The organism is Stenotrophomonas sp. 99219_Sma, assembly GCF_056480785.1.
In genome coordinates this window covers 1,658,717-1,677,296 of the sequence record NZ_CM151117.1, presented here as the reverse complement: position 1 = coordinate 1,677,296, position 18,580 = coordinate 1,658,717, and the positions used below count along the sequence as shown (strand labels likewise).

Genomic DNA, 18,580 nt, shown 5'->3' with positions numbered 1-18,580 from the left:
CTCCCTCTGAAGGTCCGGTTTCGATGCGAACGATTGCGCGTTTTCCCCGTGTCTCGCTGCTGGCCCTGCTGATCGCCCCCGCCCTGGACGCCCTCGCAGAAGCACCGCAGGGCGATACGGGCGAAGCGCGCAGCAGCGATGCGCGTACCCTCGACCAGGTACAGGTGATTGGTCAGGCCACCAGCTACGCGAAGACTTCGGTGCGCGCGGAAACACTGAACCGGCAGACGGTGATGAGCAGCGTCAACGACGCGCTCAACGAAGTGCCCGGCGTGGTGGTCAGCGAGGCCGATGCCACCGGTTCGTCGGTGTGGGGCACGCAGATCAGCATGCGCGGCTTCGTCACCAACCGTGACACCCAGCAGATCGGCACCACCATCGACGGCCTGCCCAATGGCGGCTCGGGCTACGGTGGCGGTTCGCTGGCCAACCGCTACATCGATACCCTGGACCTGGAAACAGTGGAAGTCAGCCAGGGCACCGCCGATATCTCCTCGCGCTCGAACGAAGCCCTCGGCGGCACCCTGAACTTCCTCACCAGCGATCCGCTGCAGGACAGCCGCCTGCGTTTCGTGGTCGGTGCCGGTGACAACGAAGCGCGCAAGTATTACGTGCGCTACGACACCGGCCTGCTCGGCGGCCATACCCGCGCCTGGGTCAGCGCCTCATCGGCACGCGTGCACGACTGGATCGACGGCAGCGGCAAGACCAGCAATGACCACATCGCCGGCAAGTTCATCACCGAGCTGGATCGCTGGACGCTGACCGGCTACCTGTCCTACAACGATGCCGACGAGCCGGAGTACACCAGCGTCTCGCCGAAGGGCTTCGCCACCAATCCGGACCGCGACAACCTGGTCGGCACCCTCACCGGCATTCCGTACCTGGACCAGAACTACCGTTCCGGCTCGCGTGCGCTGCGCGAGAACACCTTCGGCTACCTGCGCGCGGCCTTCGACGGCGGCAACGGCTTCAAGGCCTCGGTGGCGGCTTACGGGCACCGCATGGAAGGTCGTGGCGACTGGCTGCCCCCCTACCTGGCGCAGGTCAGCGATGATGGTGCCGGTCGCCCGGAGTCGGAGTACATCGGTGGAAAGACCGTGTACGGCGGCAGTAACCGCGGCCAGATTTTCTTCGTCAATCCCGATGGCAGCGCCGCGCAGCGTCTGGCCAGCTGCACCCCACGGCTGGGCTTCACCGCCGAGTACGATCCGAACTGCTACGCCGGCAACGTGCTGGGCGCGCAGTCCTACCGCCACACCCACTACGACAACGACCGCATGGGCGTGACCGCCGACGTCGAATGGCGGCAGACCTTCGGTGCCGTCGACAACACGATCCGCGGCGGCCTGTGGGTGGAAAAGCTGGACCGCTCGGCGCGCCGCGACTGGCATCGCCTGCTCAACGTAGACCAGGACATCGCCTTCGACCATCAGCCGTACTGGGTGCAGTTCGAGGACAAGTACAAGGTTGACGAGCAGATGTACTACGTCGAGGACGTGGCCCGCTTCGGGCCGTTCAGCGCACGCCTGGGCGTGAAGCAGTTCTTCGTCGACCAGTCGCGCCGCCGCGTGATCGGTGCCAGCGAGCACGTCAAATCCGATTCCAAGTCCGATCCGCTGCTGTCCACCGGCTTCACCTGGGCGCCCGGTGTGGAAGGCATGGAGCTGTTCGCTGGCTTCTCGCAGAACTTCGCCGCCATTCCCTCCGGCGTGCTCGGCGAGACCGACCCGCAGCGCTTCCGCAACGTCGAGCCGGAGACCGCCGACAACATCGAAGTCGGCATGCGCATCAGCCGCTGGCCGCTGACCGCGTCGGTCACCCTGTACAACATCAAGTTCGACAACCGCATCGTCTATCTGCCGGCCGGTTTCGTCAGCGGCATCGACTACCTGGGCGAGACCGACGGTGTCTACGAGAACTTCGGTGGCGTGGAAAGCAACGGCCTGGAGGCGGCGTTCGGCTATGGCTGGGACAACGGCTGGCGCCTCAACGCCGCCTATACCTACAACCGCTCCAAGTACCTGGGCAGTGGCGATGCCGCACGTGATACCCAGCTGGGCATCGTCGACGGCGCCAAGGTGATCGGACAGCCCGAGCAGACCCTGGTGCTGTCGGCCGACTGGCAGGGCGAAAACTGGAACTTCGGCCTGTCCGGTCGCTACCTGGGCACCCGCTACCTCGACGCCGCCAACGTCAACAAGCTGCCCTCGGCCACCGTGTTCAACGCCAATATCGGCTTCGACCTGCAGGGCCTGTCGCCGCGCCTGAAGGGCATGGGTGCCAACCTGGTGGTGAGCAACCTCACCGACAAGCGGTATCTTGCAGGGGTGGACGGCCGCGACAATGCCTTCATCGGCGCCCCGCGCACTGTCGGCATCTCCTTCCGTGTGGACCTGTGAGTGAGCCCGTGACTGATATCGGCCGACGCCGGTTGTTGCAGGCCGGCGTTGCCGCCGGCCTTTCCCCGCTGCTGCCCAGCATCGCCCGGGCTGCAGCGATCGCCCCCGCCGCGCAGACGCGCAGCCTCGAAGACCTGCAGCACATCGTGGTGTTCATGCAGGAGAACCGCTCGTTCGACCACTACTTCGGCACGCTGCCGGGCGTACGGGGTTTCGGCGATCGCTTCGTGGCTCCCGCGCCGGCACTGCAGACCGGCGGCCGCACGCGCAGCCTGTGGCTGCAACCCGATGCCAGCGGCACGCGCGCGATCGCACCGTTCCCGCTGGATACCGCCGCGCACTTCGGCTACATGCGGGTGGAGGGCACACCACACACCTGGCCGGACGCACAGCGCGCCTGGGACCACGGCCGCATGGGGCAATGGCCGAAGGCCAAGCAGAACCACTCGATGGGCTACTTCCAGCGCAGCGACCTGCCCTTCCAGTTCGCACTGGCCGATGCCTTCACCATCTGCGACGCCTACCACTGCGCGATGCAGGCCGGAACCAACCCGAACCGGGTGTTCCTGTGGACCGGTCACAATGATGCACACGCGCGTGCTGGCGGCCCGGTGATCGCCAACTCGCACGACAACTTCCCCGAGCACGGCGGGCATCCGGCGTCGTATCGCTGGACCAGCTATGTCGAACGCCTGCAGAAGGCGGGCGTCTCCTGGCAGATCTACCAGGACATGGCCGACAACTTCACCGACAACCCGCTGGCCGGCTTCGAGGCGTTCCGCCAGGCCTACCGTGCTGCGCCAGGGCATGACCCGCAGCTGCGCGCGCGTGGGGTCAGCACGCGTGGCCTGGCGCAGCTGCGCCAGGACGTGGTCGATGGGCGCCTGCCGCAGGTCAGCTTCATCATCGCCGACGCGGCCGGCAGCGAGCATCCCGGCCCCTCCAGCCCGGCCCAGGGCGCGGCCTATACCGCACGCGTGCTGGATGCACTGACCGCCGATCCGGAGGTGTGGAGCCGCACCGCCCTGCTGCTGATGTTCGACGAGAACGACGGCTTCTTCGACCACATGCCGCCACCGGCACCGCCTTCACCGATAAACGGTGGCTGGGCGGGTATGTCTTCGGTCAGTACCGAAGGCGAGTACCACCGCCATCCGGCACCGGGCGACGAGAAGTACGACGCCGCCGAGCTGCGCGGCCGCCCGTATGGACTGGGTCCGCGCGTGCCGCTGTACGTGATTTCACCCTGGAGCCGCGGTGGCTGGGTCGATTCGCAGGTGTACGACCACACTTCGGTCATACGGCTGATCGAACGCCGCTTCGGCGTGGCCGCGCCCGACATCTCGCCCTGGCGCCGTGCGGTCTGCGGAGACCTGAGCAACGCCTTCGACTTCGCCCAGCGCGATACCCGTCCGTTCGTACGCGGCCTGCCCGACGTGAGCGCGGCGGCCGCACGTGCCGCCGCCCTGCCAGGACGCACCGTGCCAGCGTTGCCGGAGGGGCTGGAACCGGCGCAACAGGAGCGTGGCGTACGTCCGGCGCGTGCCCTGCCCTATCGGCCGCAGGCATCGATTGCCGCGATCGACACATCGGGCGTGGAACTGGTGCTGTCCTGCGAAGGTGCGGCAGCGGTCCTGCATGTCTACGATCGGCTGCGGCTGGGTGCAGTGCCACGCCGCTATACACTGGTACCGGGCACGCCACTGCGGGAGCGCTGGCCGCTGGATGTGCACGGTCGCTACGACCTTTGGCTGCTGGGCCCGAACGGCTTCCACCGTCACTTCCAGGGCGCTGCCAAAGGACCCATCGTGCAGGCGTCGGTCGAGCGCGCCGACGGCCAGCTGCGGCTGCACCTGCGCAATCTCAGCGATGCCGCACAGCAGCTGCGCGTGCATGCCGGCGCCTATGCCGGGCACATGCCGGAACAGACGCTGGCGCTGCCGGCGCATGCGGAGACCGCATTGGCGTGGGATGCAGCGCCTATCGCGGGCTGGTACGACCTGCAGGTCGGCGCGGGTGAGAGCATGCTGCGTCTGGCCGGGCGTGCCGAGGATGGTCGCCCTGGCACCAGCGACCCCGCGATGGGCAGCGAACCATTGCGGTTCGAGCACGATTGAACCGCTCCGCCCTTGTAGAGTCGAGCCATGCTCGACTGCTTTTTCCGGTCAATGATCGAAGAACGATCGAAAAGCAGTCGAGCATGGCTTGTATGTTCCTCCCGGCTCCTACGCGGTATGTAGGAGCCAGGGTGGAGGGACCGTCAAGCATGCATCTGCGGATACTAGCCGACAGACGAGTCGAGCGATCCCCATCCCGCACACGAACGTCGATAAAGGATCGTACGGCCCCCAAAGGGGATCGTCGATGTAGGCAAGCTAACGTCGGTGCGGTACCACCCCAGCCCCTTAAAGATAGCTGGGAGCCGTACAAATGTCTGATTCTCTCGATATTGGCGTGGACGTGGACTCCAAGGAGTTCGTACCGGCAGTGGCCGACCGCAAGGCCGGCGACAGGATCGCCAACACCCGGGCCGGCATAGCCCAGTGGCTCAACACCTTGCCCCAGCGATGCCGGATTGGCATGGAGGCGACGGGGCGGTACTACGAGTTGTTGGCTCGGATGGCTGGCCAGGCAGGCCACGTTGTCTATGTGATCAATCCACGTCTGATCAAGCACTACGGCCGGGCGACGGGCTCGCGTGGCAAGACGGACGCCATGGACGCCGAAGCGATCGCCCGGTACGTGAAGAAGGAGAACGATCGCCTGCGTGAATACGTACCGCGTACCGATGAGCAGCAGCAGATGCACGATTTGCTGCGCAAGCGGCAGACGCTGGTAAAGACACGCGCGCGCCTGGAGCAATCCTTCGGGGTAAGCAAAAGTGCCCCCGGGGAGCTGTCAGATCTGTTCTGCGCTCTGGCTGGGACGCTGTCCGAGCTGGAAAGCGAACTGCAGCGCTTGGGTCGCGATGGAGAGCATGGCACGCTCTACAAGCGCCTGTTGACCATCCCTGGTATCGGCCCCGCCGTCGCCGCTCACCTGATTTACTACATGACGCGCTGGCCGTTGGCCAACGCCAACGCGTGGATCGCCTGCACCGGCCTGGATCCCCGGCCTAACGAGTCTGGCGGCAGAACGGGACGGCGTAGGCTGTCCAAACAGGGCGCGCCAGTGCTGCGCCAGATGCTCTACATGGCCGCCATGGGGCTCAAGCGGTGTCGTCGGGGGCAACCGCTCTACGACGAGCTGTCAAAACGCGGTCACCCCAGCACCGCCGTCTTCAACATCCTGGCCAGAAAGCTGGCCAGGATCGCCTGGGGTGTCTTCAAAAGCGGCCGGGACTTCGATCCGGCCATGCTGAAGGTGGGTCAAGCCTGCTTCCAGCAGGCTTGACCACGAACATAGGATCTCGACTGCTTTTCGATCATTTACCGGAAAAAGCAGTCGAGCATGGCTCGACTCTACAGTGGTGCTGGCTGATCAGGCCTCCTGCAACCCCGGCCGGCCGTGCTCGACCGCGTAGCGCTTCCAGCTCTGCAGCGCGCCATTCGGCTGCATCACGGTATCCAGCGTCTTCATGTCGCCGATCCATGCATCACGGGTGACATCGCACAGCACATAGCCACGCTTGTCGGTGGTCGCCTTCAGATAAGGGCTGTGCGCGAGCTGATTCCTTGCGTACGCATCCACGCCCTGGCCGTCGGAGCCGGACGTGATCGAAGTGGCGAGGAACTCACTGGAGACCACGCCCGAATCACGATGGTCCTGCACCAGGTCGCTGGCGTAATGCCGGTGCGCGTCGCCACACGCCGTCACCACGTTGCCGAAGCCAACCTTCTGGATGTGGTCAAGCAGGCGCCGGCGGCTGTCCAGATAGCCCGACCACTGGTCGTCGGAGGACTGCACCATCCCGTCCTTCTCGCGCATGTAGTTGCCCAGTGCCACCTGGTGGGCAATGGTGTGCCAGCGCGGCGCGGCATCGGCCAGGCCGTCGAACAGCCAGCGCTCCTGCGTCGCACCCACAATGCTGCGCTCCGGCGATTCCACCTCCTCGCGCAGCGCCATGTTCACCTGCTTGCTGCGGTACTGGCGCGTGTCGAGCAGGTGCAGGTCCATCAGCGTGCCATAGCGTGCGCGCCGGTACATCTGCATGTGACCATCGCGCGGGAATGCCGAACGGCGCAGTGGCATGTTCTCGTAGTAGGCCTGGAACGCCTGTGCGCGGCGCAGCAGGAACACTTCGCTGGGCGTATCGTCCTGGTCTTCGGCGCCGGCCCAGTTGTTGTCCACTTCATGGTCATCGAAGGTGACGAACCACGGCGCCGACGCATGCGCGGCCTGCAGGTCGGCATCGCTCTTGTACTGGGCGTAGCGGCGACGGTAGTCGTCCAGCGTGTAGGTCTGCGGCCCGACATGATTGCGCAGGTTGGTGAACGGCTGGCCGTTCATTCTCCGCAGGCCCGGCTGGCTTTCGCCTTCGTAGATGTAATCACCGTAGTGGAAAACGAAATCCAGCGATTCCTCGGCAATGCGCCGCCACGCGGTGTAGTGGCCTTCTTCGTAGTGCTGGCAACCGGCCACCGCAAAGCGCACGCGATCCACTGCGGCCGTGGCTGCGGGCAGCGTGCGGGTGCAACCGACCGCACTGGCGTGGCCGCCTACGGTGAAGCGGTACCAGTAAGGCCGTGCGGGCGCCAACCCACCCAGCTCCACGTGCACAGCGTGGCCGAGTTCGGGATGCGCCATCGCCGAACCCTGGCGTACCACCTTGCGCATGCCCTCGTCCGCCGCCAGCTGCCATTCGACCACCATCGGCCGGGTCGGCATGCCACCGCCGAACACCAGCGGCTCGGTCGCCAGCCGTGTCCACAGCACCATGCCATCGGCCGAAGAATCACCCGAGGCCACGCCCAGGGTGAACGGCGTGCTGGCGAACCGCGGCGACGCCAGCAGGTTGCGCGGGTTCAGCGCGGCGGCATCGGTCTGTGCGGCCAGCGCGTGCGCCGTGCCCATCCAGGCGCCGGCAGCAGACAGGCCGGCCAGGGCCAGGAATCGCCTGCGATTGATCGTATCCACGGCTGCGCCCTCAGTTGTAGATGATGTGGAAATAGAAGAAGCGGCCGTAGTCGTCGATCTCGGTACGGAAGCGCCCGTTCGGGCCGGTGCTGTAGGTCGGCTGGGTGTTGAACAGGTTCTTGGCCTCGTACTTCAGCGTCACGTGCTTGCTGACCTTGTGGCTGAAGCCCATGTTGAAGGTCATGTACGGGTCGTAGTACGAATCCAGCCACTGGGTATCGCCGAAGTCGACCAGCATCCGGCTGCGGTAGGTACCGGACAGGCGCAGCTGTGCGCTCTTCCACGGCATGCGCCAGATCACCGACCCATTGAGCGACCAGTCCGGCTGGTACAGCAGGCGGTCCAGGCGGCGTTCGGTGCCATCACTGATGCGGTAGTTGGTCTGGCCTTCCAGCCGCGTGGCGTTGAAGTACATGTCGAAGCGCTGGCGGCCCCACTGCAGGTTGCGGTTGGCCACCGCGAACTCGACACCGCGCAGCCTGGACTCGTCGGTGTTCATCGGCTGGGTGACCCGGTAGCGGGTATCACCCACATTCTCGAAGGTGGTCAGGGTGTAGATGTCGTCCTTGATCACTTTGTCGAACAGTGCCACCGAGACCAGGCCGTTGTTGCCGTTGAAGTACAGGTCCCACGCCAGGTCGATGTTGGTGGAACGGCGCGGCTGCAGGTTGGCGTTGCCCTGCTTGATGGTGCAGAAGCCCCTGCCCTCCTCGTCATCACCACAGCTGGTGCTGGTGGCCTGGGCGATGTTGCTGGGTGTCGGCCGGCCCAGCGTGCGGCTGGCGGAGAAGCGCAGGCGCTGGTCCTCGCTCAACTTGAACGTCGCATTCAATGAAGGCAGCAGGTTGTTGTAGCCACCGCTCGTATTGCGGAAGGCAGAGGTATACGTAGTGCCGCCATCATCGCTGAATGGGCTGTAGGCATCGAAGCGGGTGTGGTCGTAGCGCAGGCCGCCGATCAGCAGCAGTCGGTCCCAGGCGTAGTGTGCGGACACGTAGGCATTGGTGATGTCCTCCACGTACTTGTAGTCGCTGGTGAAGTTGGCATTTGGATACGCCGCATTGTTATTGCCCAGTTTCGGCAGCAGTTCCTCGTTCCACTTGCGGTTGTCGATCAGCGGGAAGCCCGGCACGCTGCCCAGCAGCGTCGAACCCGGATACAGGTAATCGTTGAGCGTGGCACTGCTCTTGAAGTAGTCGAAGTCGATGTCCTGCCAGATCTTCAGATGGCGGTATTCGGCGCCGGCGGCCAGGCCGAAGCCACGCGCATCGGCGTCGATGTTGTAGCTGAAGTCGGCACGCAGGTTGTCGATGCTCTCCTTGGCGTCGCGCGGCGAGACATAGGCCTGCGCCGGGTTCAGCTTGAACGCCGAGCTGGTCAGCAGGCTGGAATCGGAAACCGTCACTGCGTTCGGGAAACCGTGGCTGTCGTTCTCGTAGTCGACGAACAGATTGCTTGGGTAGGCGCGCACACCCCAGTAGACCTGGTTGTTGTGGAAGGTCTCTTCGGTATGGCCGCCACGCAGGGTCAGCCGCGAGCGATCACCGATATCCCAGTTGAAGCTGGCGATGGCGCCACGGTTGCTGCGGTCCCAGCGGTCGTGGCGGTTCTTGATGTAGATGCTGTTGATCTGGGTGGTGCCACTGTCTTCGGTCTGGTTGCGGATCGGAAACTTGGCGTTGCCGTACAGATCGGTCTTGTTCATCGTCGAGTTCTCGTAGAACCGGTACGAGTACAGCAGCAACGATGCGTAGAAAGGATCGTCCGATGGCTTCCATTCCAGCTTGGCCGAGCCACCGAAGTTGGTGATGAAGTTGGTGTAGGTGCCGGTGCTGAAGTTGCCCGGCGCACGCAGTCCGTTCCAGCCCTTGGCCTCGTCCGGCCCGGTGGTGCCGTCGGTGAGGTACTTGCCGGCGTCGTTGTAGTAGTAGTTCGACTCCACCCAGCGCTTGACGCTGTTGCGCGAACGCTGCTCATAGCGCGCTACCGCAACAAGGCCGAATTCCTGGTCGGCACCGAACTGGTTGGAGAACACCATCTTGGCGCTCTTGCCGAAATGCCCCAGGGTCTCGTGGTTGCCACCGGCACTGCGCTCGACATTGGTCTCGGCCGTGGAGTAGATACCAGCCACATCGGCGAACACGTACTTGCCGGACCGGTCGAAGGCACTGCGGCTGATGATGTCGATCACGCCGCCGATCGCATCCGGCGCCTGCTCTGCGCTGAAGCTCTTGTAGATGTCGGTGCGGGTGCCGATGTCGCTGGGAATCAGCTGCAGGTTGTTCATGCGCTCACCCGAGCCACTGCCACCCACGCTGGCAATCGCGATGCCGTCGATGGTGGTGTAGTTGAGGTTGGCCTGCACGCCACGCACTGTCACGTAACGGGGCTCACCGGCATCCTCCACGGCACTCAGGCCCGGCGCGGCCATCAGGCTCTCGGCCAGTGTCTCGTCGCCGTAGCTGTCCATCTCGTCGTAGACCACCGAATCCTTGATCACCGGCGAGGTCTTCTTCTGGTCGATCACCTCATGCGCAGCAATCACCTTCACCGTGCCCAGGGTCGGCGCCACCACCGCTTCGGCCTCGCGCGGCTTCGGCGCGGCCGGCTTCGGTTCGTTGTGTGCCGGCGCAGGATCAATAGCGATGACGTTGCCATCCACCACGGTGTAGCCCAGGCCGGTCCCTGCCAGCAGCGCGTCCAGCGCCTGCTTGACGGTGGCACCGCGCGGCACCGCACCGGCCATGTGCACTTCACCACTGCCCGAATACAGGAACTGCACGCCGGAACTGCGCGACAACTGCTCCAGCGCGCGCGCCAGCGGCTGCGCCGCGATCGGCGCCGAAACGCGGGCCTCGAGGCCATCGGCAGTGGCCGCAGCCGCCAGCGGCACGCTGCAGGGAGACAGGGCGAGGATGATCGACAGGTAGAGCGTGTTGCGCATCACGGGTCCTTGGAAGAGAGAAGGCAGCAGGTGCCGCTGCGTGACTCGGCAGCGGCTTCTCCCAAGTAAGAGCCCGCATCCACCGAAGTGGAGAACGCGGATTTGATGAATTTTTTCTGACAACCCACGGCCATGTCGACCTCAGCGACTGCCAACCCGCACGGTGTCGCCTTCGCGCCGCACCACGAAGCGCGGATCGCGCTCGAGGAAGGCCTGCAGCGCACCGATGCGATGCGCGTCCAGGCTGCCGGACAACCGCGCCGACGCCGCACCTTCATCCAGCACCCGAACCTGCACCTGGTTGTGGCGGTTGAAGGCGGCGGCCACCTCATCCAGCCGCTCGTCCAGGAAAGAGACCTTGCGTTGCTGCCAGTCCAGCAGCATCGACAACGGCACATCCAACGACTCGACCGCATGGCTGCGCGCGTCGACCTGCACCACCTGACCTTTACCCAGTTGTGCAAGACGCCGCGCATCCGCACCGTGGCTCCACACTTCCACCTCGCCGGATACCACACCGATGCGGGTGCCCTGCAGCCGTCGCGACACGTCGAACACCGTGCCGATATCGCGGATCTGCAATCCGTTCACCTGCACCTCGAACGGCCGTCGGTCCTGGGCGATGTCGAACGTGGCCTCGCCCTGCAGCAGCTCCACCCTGCGGCTGAACCCGCCCATGCGCACCCGCAGGCGGCTGTCCGCGTTGAGCCGCACCTGGGTCTGGTCGGGCAGCACCAGGTCGCGAATTTCTCCATGTCCGGCGCTGTAAAGCAGCTCGGTAGGCATCAGCTGCGGTACCAGGCCCACGCCGAGCAGGGCGATACAGGCTGCGGCAGCCGCCACCCACCAACGCGTGCGACGGCTGTGCGGCGCACTGCGCAGCGGGGCCTGTGCGTGTCCGAACAGCGGCACGACCTTGGCAGCGGCCTGCTGTGGCGGCACCGAGGCCTCTTCAGCCAATGCCGATTGCAGCGCCTCACCAACCTGCCGGTGCAGTGCGAGCGCGTGCATATAGGCGCGCACATGCTCCGGCGAGCGCTTCATCCAGTCCAGCAACGCAACCCGCTCGGCTTCGCCCAGCACGCCCTCGCGATTGCGCTGGAACCAGTCCATGGCCTCGCTGGCGATCGCGTCGTCGGCCGCACCCGATGGATTCCGTTTCATGTGAGCTCCCTGGCGCCCAGCGCCTTCCTGCAGGCTTCCAGACCCTTGCCGATATGCTTGCGCACCATGTGCACCGACACCTGCAACTGCTGGCTGATTGCCGGGCAGTCCAGCCCGTCGCGATAATGCAGCTCCATCACCCGCCGCGTGGTCGCCGGCAGCCGTGCGATGGTGGTGCGGATATCGCTCCATCGCTGCGCGCGCTCGAATTCGCCTTCGATGTCTTCTTCGCTCTTCAACACTTCGGCCAGGAGGTCGACGTCCTCCAGCGGCGGCAGCGACGAACGCGCGCGCGCGTGCTCCCGTGCAAGATTGGCGGCCACGGTGAACAGGTAGGCTTCCGGGTTCTCGACCGCGTCGGCATGCTCACCGGTGCTGTGCAGCAGCCGCAGGTAAACCTCCTGCGCCAGATCCTCGGCATCTTCGCTGGCAGAACCCCGGCGCAGGAAGAAGCCGCGCAGCAGCCGCCGCCGCAGCGCATAGCTCTTCTCCCAGATCCTCACGCTGTTCACGGCCGGCCAACCACCCCAAGGCTGGAAAGCCCCGCAGAGTGACGGCCATCGATGACAGTGGCGTTTCAACTGCCGGCAGGCAGCCGCTAGAATGCCGCCTCTGCAGTTTCCGGCAGCCGGCACAAGGAGTGCCCCGCAATGAACGCCCGCACCGCCATCAACACCCTCAGCAGCCTGCTGTTCCTGCTGCTGGTCGCCCACACCACCGCCTACCAGCAGCAGATGTGGCCGCCCAGCCGTGTCGTCCACGTGCATCCGGTGGTCGTCGCCCTCGCCTACGCGCTGGGCCTGCTCACCCTGCTGCTGTGGATCGGAGGACGCCGCTTGCCGGAACGCTGCCAGCAGCTCTCAGGCTGGCTGCCGATCGTGGCCTGGTGCCTGCTGGGCGTTGGTGTGGCGGTCATCCCGATGTTCTTCCCGGGCCTGTCCCCGGCCTGATCAGCGGCCGCACCCGGCGCGCCCGGCCATGATACGGCGCCCCGTGCCAACCCTTGCTTGCCAGAGACCCAAGCCCTGCCCGCCTATCGAAGCCGGGGGGGGCGGGCCTACGCTTGTCTTCTCGGCGGCCGCGACGGTCGCCCTTCGCGTCACGGCCCCGCCGTTGCGACCCCGCTCCAGTGCTGTGCGCCCTGCCGGTGTTGTCGCCCAGGCAGAAGTCCGACCGGCGCCCTCTGGAGACAGTCATGAACCAAGCGCTCATTCCCTTCGATACCGATCCACTGGAAACCCGCGAGTGGCGTGAATCACTGGAAGCGGTGATGCAGGCCGGTGGCCGGCCGCGCGCGCACTACCTGATCGACCAGCTCAGCGAGCTAGACGCCCAGCAGCATGGCGACCTGCATACCCGTGCCTGGACCGCCTACGTCAACACCATCCCGCCCGAGCGCCAACCGGCCTACCCGGGTGACCTGGCCATCGAGCGCCGCCTGAACGCGATGATCCGCTGGAACGCGATGGTGATGGTGCTGCGTGCCGGCAAGCATTCCAACGTCGGTGGCCACATCGCCACCTACCAGTCGGCGGCAGTACTGTACGACGTGGGCTTCGATCATTTCTTCCGTGGCCGTACCGAGACCTTCGACGGCGACATGATCTACATCCAGGGCCACTCCGCGCCGGGCATCTATGGCCGCGCGTACGTGGAAGGCCGCATCGATCCGGCGCGCATGGACAACTTCCGCCGTGAAGCCGGGCGCGAAGGCCTGTCCTCGTATCCACACCCGCGATTGATGCCGGAGTTCTGGCAGTTCCCCACCGTGTCGATGGGGCTGGGCCCGCTGACCGCCGCCTACCAGGCGCGCTACATGCGTTACCTGGAATACCGCGGCCTGAAAGAACACCAGGGCCGCAAGGTCTGGGCCTTCCTCGGCGACGGCGAGATGGACCAGCCCGAATCGCTGGCGGCGATCTCGCTGGCCGGGCGCGAGCGGCTGGACAACATCGTGTTCGTGGTGAACTGCAACCTACAGCGCCTGGACGGTCCGGTGCGTGGCAACGCCAAGGTCATCCAGGAACTGGAAGGCACCTTCCGCGCCGCTGGCTGGAACGTGATCAAGCTGATCTGGGGCAGCGGCTGGGACGACCTGCTGGCCCGCGACCACAGCGGCCTGCTGCGCCAGCGCATGATGGAATGCGTGGACGGCGACTACCAGACCTTCAAGTCGCAGAACGGTGCCTACGTGCGCGAGCACTTCTTCGGTCGTTACCCCGAACTGCTGGAGCTGGTCGCGCACATGAGCGACGACGACATCTGGGCGCTGGCACGTGGTGGCCATGATCCGCAGAAGGTGTTCGCCGCCTACCAGCAGGCGGTGAACACCAGCGGCCGGCCGACGGTGATCCTGGCCAAGACGGTCAAGGGTTTCGGCATGGGTGAAGCCGGTGAAGGCCAGAACATCAACCACCAGCTGAAGAAAATGAGCGCCGACGCGGTGCGCGCCTTCCGTGACCGCTTCAACCTGCCGGTCAGCGACGAACAGCTGGAAGAGATGCCCTATCTGCGCCCGGAACCGGGCAGCGCCGAAGCCATCTACTTCGCCGAGCGCCGCCGCATCCAGGGCGGGCAACTACCCGCGCGCCTGGCCAAGGTCGATCCGCTGCCGCTGCCGCCGCTGTCGATCTTCAACACCCAGCTGCAGGGCAGCGGCGATCGCGGACAGTCCACCACCATGGGCTTCGTGCGCATTCTCACCAGCCTGCTGAAGGACCCGGAACTGGGCAAGCTGGTGATTCCGATCGTGCCCGATGAATCGCGCACCTTCGGCATGGAAGGCCTGTTCCGCCAGATCGGCATCCACTCCTACCTGGGCCAGCTGTATACCCCGCAGGATGCCGGCCAGCTGAGCTATTACAAGGAAGCCAAGGACGGCCAGATCCTGCAGGAAGGCATCAACGAATCCGGCGCGATCTGCTCGTGGATCGCCGCCGGCACCGCCTACAGCAACCACGGCCTGGCGACGATCCCGTTCTACATCTTCTACTCGATGTTCGGCCTGCAGCGCGTCGGTGACCTGGCCTGGGCCGCCGCCGATGCGCGCACCCGTGGATTCCTGCTGGGTGCCACCTCCGGCCGCACCACGCTGATGGGCGAAGGCCTGCAGCATGACGACGGCCACAGCCACGTGCTGTCGTCGGTCATCCCGAGCTGCGTATCCTACGACCCGACCTACAACTACGAGCTGGCGGTGATCATCCACGACGGCCTGCGCCGCATGTACGTCGAGCAGGAAGACATCTACTACTACATCACCGTACTCAACGAGAACTATCCGCAGCCGGCGCTGCCCGAGGGCGCCGAGGCCGGCATCCTGAAGGGCCTGTACCTGCTGCACCCGGCGGCCGCCGACAGCGACTCGCAGCCACGCGTGCAGCTGATGGGCAGCGGTTCGATCCTGCGCGAAGTGGAAGCCGCGGCAGAACTGCTGCAGCAGGACTTCGGCATCGCCAGCGATGTGTGGAGCGCGACCAGCCTGACCGAACTGCGCCGCGATGGCCTGGCCGCCGAGCGCTGGAACCTGCTGCATCCGGCCGAGGAGCCCCGCGTGCCCTACCTGCAGCAGTGCCTGCAGGGCCATGAAGGCCCGGTGGTGGTGGCCACCGACTACATGAAGATCGTCGGCGACCAGATCCGTCCCTTCATCAACGACCGCCGCTTCACCGCACTCGGTACCGATGGCTTCGGCCGCTCCGACACGCGTGAGTCGCTGCGCACGTTCTTCGAAGTGGATCGCCACTTCATCGTGCTGGCCGCCCTGAAGTCGCTGGCCGACGAAGGCCGCATCGAGCGCGCGCGGATGCAGGACGCCATCGACAAGTACGGCATCGACACCGGCAAGCGCGACCCGGCCGCGGTGTAAGGCTGCAGCATTCACCACGCCCGTTCTGCGGGCGTGGTGCCGGTGGCAACGCTAGGGCATCCGCTTGAACAGATTGGTCTGCAGGATCGGCGTACCATCGTGGCTGTAGAACGCCTTGGTCTCGGTCATCGTCGAGCGGTCAGCCGCCACGGTATAGATACGGGTGGAGGCCGGCGTGCCGTGGTCCACCAGCTGCATCACCAGGGTGTTCGGCGCCGGCAGTTTCAGGTTGGCCTTGTCCGCGCCATAGGTGCCGGACAGGGCGCCCGGCGTACCATCCAGCGCCAGCGTGCCGTCGGATTTCATGGTCTTGCCATCGTGCAGGACGATGTCCACATGTGAACTCCAACGCCCCGCACCGGCGTCCTTGAACTCCAGCACCACCTGCTTCGGGCGCTGCGCCTCGGGCAACGCAGACGTAGCGATATCCAGCGACCAGCGCCCCAACAGCGGTGAAGGAGACGCCTCCACTGCCAGCGCCGGAACGGCGGGGAATGAAAGCGCAGACAACAACACAGCGGACAACAGCTTCATACGTTGCTCCATTCGGCGAAGAAGGCTCTGCGTGAGGCGTTGTGGGGCGCAGCACGGTCAATGCTGCTCGCCCACGGCGTGTGCTGCAAGCCACTCGCTGAATGGCCGACCTCGCACCATGTCAGACCGCTGTCACACAGGGGTAGTAGAACGATCCCGGATCTCCGGCCTCCTCCCCCAAAAACAGCGTTGAACGCGCAGCCATCGCTGCGGCAGCTCTATGCCGCCGGCCACTTCGCCCGCACTCTGTCCTGGTCGTTCGTGGACCTGGCGCTGGGCTACTACCTGCACGTCCGGCTGGGACTGTCGGCTGCCCACACCGGCCAGCTGCTGGCGATCTCCCTGACCTACGGCAGCGTTCTCGACCTGCTGCTGGCCGCCGTATTCACCCGCCTTCGCAACCAGCAGCGCCTCGCCCTGCGCCTGCAGCTCATCGGCGGGCTCGGCACCGCCGCCAGCGCCTGCCTGCTGTTCAGCCCGAGCAGCGCGACCGAGCCCGCCTTCCTGCCGCTGCTGGCCGCCTCGCTGTTGTTCCGTACCTGCTACGCGGTTTACGACGTAGCCCAGAATGCACTGACTTCGCTGTTGCCCCGCGACGAGAACGAGGCCATGCGCTACGTTTCCGCCCGCGCTGTGGTGGTACCGATCTCCAAGCTGTGCATCGCTGCAGCACTGTTCGGCGTGGTCGGTTCACCTGCATCCGCAGGCAGTGGCAGCGCGCTGCTGATCTGCATGATCATCGGCATCCTGATCGTGGCCGCCGCGCTTCCCCTGGCCTGCGTCGCCACGCCCGCACAGCCGGCCACAGCCATCAGGCCCGTTGCCGGCGCCCTGCCGCTGCCGGCACTACTGCCGGTTCTGCTGGCTGCAGCGGCAGAAACGGCGCTGGTGGGCCTGGCCGGGCGCTTGTTTCCCTTTGCCGACCAGGGTGCAGCGCTGACCTTCGCCATGGTCGCGGGCATGGTGGTCGCGCCTTGGCTCCATCTGCGCCTGCGCCCCCCACTGTGCAGCGAGACAGGCCTGATCGCGCTGATGTCGGTGCTGGCCATCGCTGCCGTCTGCGTTTACCAGGCCAAGCCCTCCCTGCCTGTCGCGATTGCGTGTGCCGCTGTCCATGGGGCGGCGGTGGCCAGTGTCGGCCTGGTGCTGTGGCGGCGCACCGCGCTGATCGCCCGTCGCCATGCCGCCCGCAGCGGACGTGAGGATGACCTGAGCTGTTTTGCCCTGCTCACTGGAACCATGAAACTGTCCATTGCCGCCTCCTCGTTGCTGCTGGGCCAGCTGCTGCCCGGCATACAGGCCGGTGATCCGGTCACCTCTGCCGCACTGGTCTCGCTGGTTGCCGTCGGCAGCCTGCTGTCGCTGGCCGCATTGGCCTGGCCGGTCGCGCTGCCACGTACCGAGGGCCTGCACCCATGAACCTGGCTCCCACATCGCGGTTGCGCCGCAAACCGCTGATCGCGCTGGATGCCGACCACAAGCGCATCATCTGGCTGTTGCGCACGATGGGCGCCGTTCCCCGCATCACCATTGCCCACCAGCTGGGCATGCACAACGGCGCGTTGACCCGCCTGGCGCGTGAACTGCTGATGCTGGAGGTGATCGAGGAACAGGGGCAACTGTCCGATGGCCAGCGCGGCCGACCCTCGGTGCCACTGGCGCTGTCCGGGCGGGGCGGCTATGCCGCCGGTGCCACGGTACATCCCGGTTGGCTGGAGATCGCGCTGGTGGATTTTGCCGGCCAGGTCATCGCCCGCGATGCAACCGCATTCGACAGCGCAGATCCCTACGACTTCGTGCACGCAGTGGACCAGCGCCTGCGCAGCCTTACCAGCCGCACTGGGCTCATGCGCGCGCGCTTCCTGGGCCTCGGCGTGGCGGTTCCCGGGCCCGTGGTCGAAACCGGGCCGGCACGCAGGCACGCGGTGGACTGGCTGCACGGTTGGCGCGATATCGACAACGACCAGTTCTTCGAAGACTACTTCGGTTTCCCGGTCTGGGTGGAGAACGATGCGACCCTGGCGGCGCTGGCGGAGTACTACGACAGCGGACTGATCCGCGACTGCGCGTCGGCGCTGTTGCTGTATGTCGGCCACGGCGTGGGCGGTGGCGTGATCCATCGACGTGATGTGATGCGCGGTGAGTTCGGCAATGCCGGGGATATCGGTCGCCTGTTCCGCATGGACGCGCCGCGCCCCTCGGGCATCGACCTGCTGGCCACGCTGCGCGACGCCGGCGCCGGCATTCCTTCACTGTTCGAACTGGAGTCCTGCCTGGAAACCCATGCCGGCATCATCAATGCCTGGGCAGAACGTGCGGGCAACCAGCTGGGCGTGGCGGCCAATACCGGTGTGGCATGGCTCGATCCTGGCGCCGTGATCCTGTCCGGCTCACTGCCGAGGCAGGTGCTGGAAGTGTTGGGGCAACACCTGCAGCAACCGGCACGCTGGAGCAGTGCGCTGGACAGCCTGCGCCTGCCACAGGTGCATGTGTCACGGCTGGGAGGATCCGCGGTATCGGTGGGCGCGGCGCTGCTGCCGATCCATCAGCTGGGCGCCGACGCCATCGCTTAATTGTTTATTTCCGCCGAAG

Annotated in this window: 12 protein-coding genes; 7 read left to right on the top strand and 5 right to left on the bottom strand. The window is 65.8% G+C overall.

Annotated features, from left to right (window positions below):
- The first annotated feature begins 23 nt into the window (after positions 1-23).
- The 3 genes from ACZK13_RS07705 to ACZK13_RS07695 all read left to right on the top strand — a co-directional run bounded on the left by ACZK13_RS07705 (position 24) and on the right by ACZK13_RS07695 (position 5,795).
- Entirely contained in the window at positions 24-2,402 is a 2,379-nt protein-coding gene (locus ACZK13_RS07705) for a TonB-dependent receptor (RefSeq protein ID WP_253146038.1), read from the top strand.
- 8 nt (positions 2,403-2,410) lie between these two features.
- Positions 2,411-4,519, top strand: a complete 2,109-nt coding sequence (locus tag ACZK13_RS07700; protein ID WP_253146039.1) for a phosphocholine-specific phospholipase C — start codon at positions 2,411-2,413, stop codon at positions 4,517-4,519.
- Positions 4,520-4,832: 313 nt separating this feature from the next.
- A complete protein-coding gene (locus ACZK13_RS07695) occupies positions 4,833-5,795 on the top strand; it encodes an IS110 family transposase (protein WP_132808894.1) in 963 nt (320 codons plus the stop codon).
- Positions 5,796-5,882: 87 nt separating this feature from the next.
- Here ACZK13_RS07695 and ACZK13_RS07690 read toward each other — a convergent pair whose 3' ends face one another.
- From ACZK13_RS07690 to ACZK13_RS07675, 4 genes are all read right to left on the bottom strand, one after another.
- Positions 5,883-7,478 carry an alkaline phosphatase D family protein gene (locus ACZK13_RS07690; RefSeq protein ID WP_253144559.1) on the bottom strand — a complete coding sequence of 532 codons (1,596 nt, stop codon included), beginning with the start codon at positions 7,476-7,478 and terminating at the stop codon, positions 5,883-5,885.
- 10 nt (positions 7,479-7,488) lie between these two features.
- Entirely contained in the window at positions 7,489-10,422 is a 2,934-nt protein-coding gene (locus tag ACZK13_RS07685; protein ID WP_253144562.1) for a TonB-dependent receptor, read from the bottom strand.
- A 141-nt stretch (positions 10,423-10,563) separates the two neighbouring features.
- Complete coding sequence (locus tag ACZK13_RS07680) at positions 10,564-11,586, bottom strand: FecR family protein (protein WP_253144563.1); 1,023 nt, start codon at positions 11,584-11,586, stop codon at positions 10,564-10,566.
- The gene (locus ACZK13_RS07675; RefSeq protein WP_253144565.1) at positions 11,583-12,098 is read right to left on the bottom strand and encodes an RNA polymerase sigma factor; all 516 of its coding nucleotides are present in this window, start codon (positions 12,096-12,098) and stop codon (positions 11,583-11,585) included. Before ACZK13_RS07675 ends, ACZK13_RS07680 begins: the two co-directional genes overlap by 4 nt.
- 138 nt (positions 12,099-12,236) lie before the next feature.
- Between ACZK13_RS07675 and ACZK13_RS07670 the strand changes: the two genes are divergently transcribed.
- Together ACZK13_RS07670 and aceE are read left to right on the top strand one after the other, a co-directional pair.
- The gene (locus ACZK13_RS07670; RefSeq protein WP_032128423.1) at positions 12,237-12,536 is read left to right on the top strand and encodes a hypothetical protein; all 300 of its coding nucleotides are present in this window, start codon (positions 12,237-12,239) and stop codon (positions 12,534-12,536) included.
- Between the two features lie 245 nt (positions 12,537-12,781).
- Entirely contained in the window at positions 12,782-15,454 is a 2,673-nt protein-coding gene (gene aceE, locus ACZK13_RS07665) for a pyruvate dehydrogenase (acetyl-transferring), homodimeric type (RefSeq protein WP_253144567.1), read from the top strand.
- Between the two features lie 51 nt (positions 15,455-15,505).
- Here aceE and ACZK13_RS07660 read toward each other — a convergent pair whose 3' ends face one another.
- Positions 15,506-15,988 (bottom strand): LuxR family transcriptional regulator, encoded by a 483-nt coding sequence (locus ACZK13_RS07660; protein ID WP_125895297.1) that lies wholly within the window; start codon positions 15,986-15,988, stop codon positions 15,506-15,508.
- A gap of 189 nt (positions 15,989-16,177) precedes the next feature.
- On the opposite strand from ACZK13_RS07660, the gene ACZK13_RS07655 reads away from it, so the two are divergent.
- Positions 16,178-17,407 (top strand): MFS transporter, encoded by a 1,230-nt coding sequence (locus tag ACZK13_RS07655; protein WP_478482409.1) that lies wholly within the window; start codon positions 16,178-16,180, stop codon positions 17,405-17,407.
- Positions 17,404-18,561, top strand: a complete 1,158-nt coding sequence (locus tag ACZK13_RS07650; RefSeq protein WP_125895295.1) for an ROK family protein — start codon at positions 17,404-17,406, stop codon at positions 18,559-18,561. Before ACZK13_RS07655 ends, ACZK13_RS07650 begins: the two co-directional genes overlap by 4 nt.
- Positions 18,562-18,580: the final 19 nt, after the last annotated feature.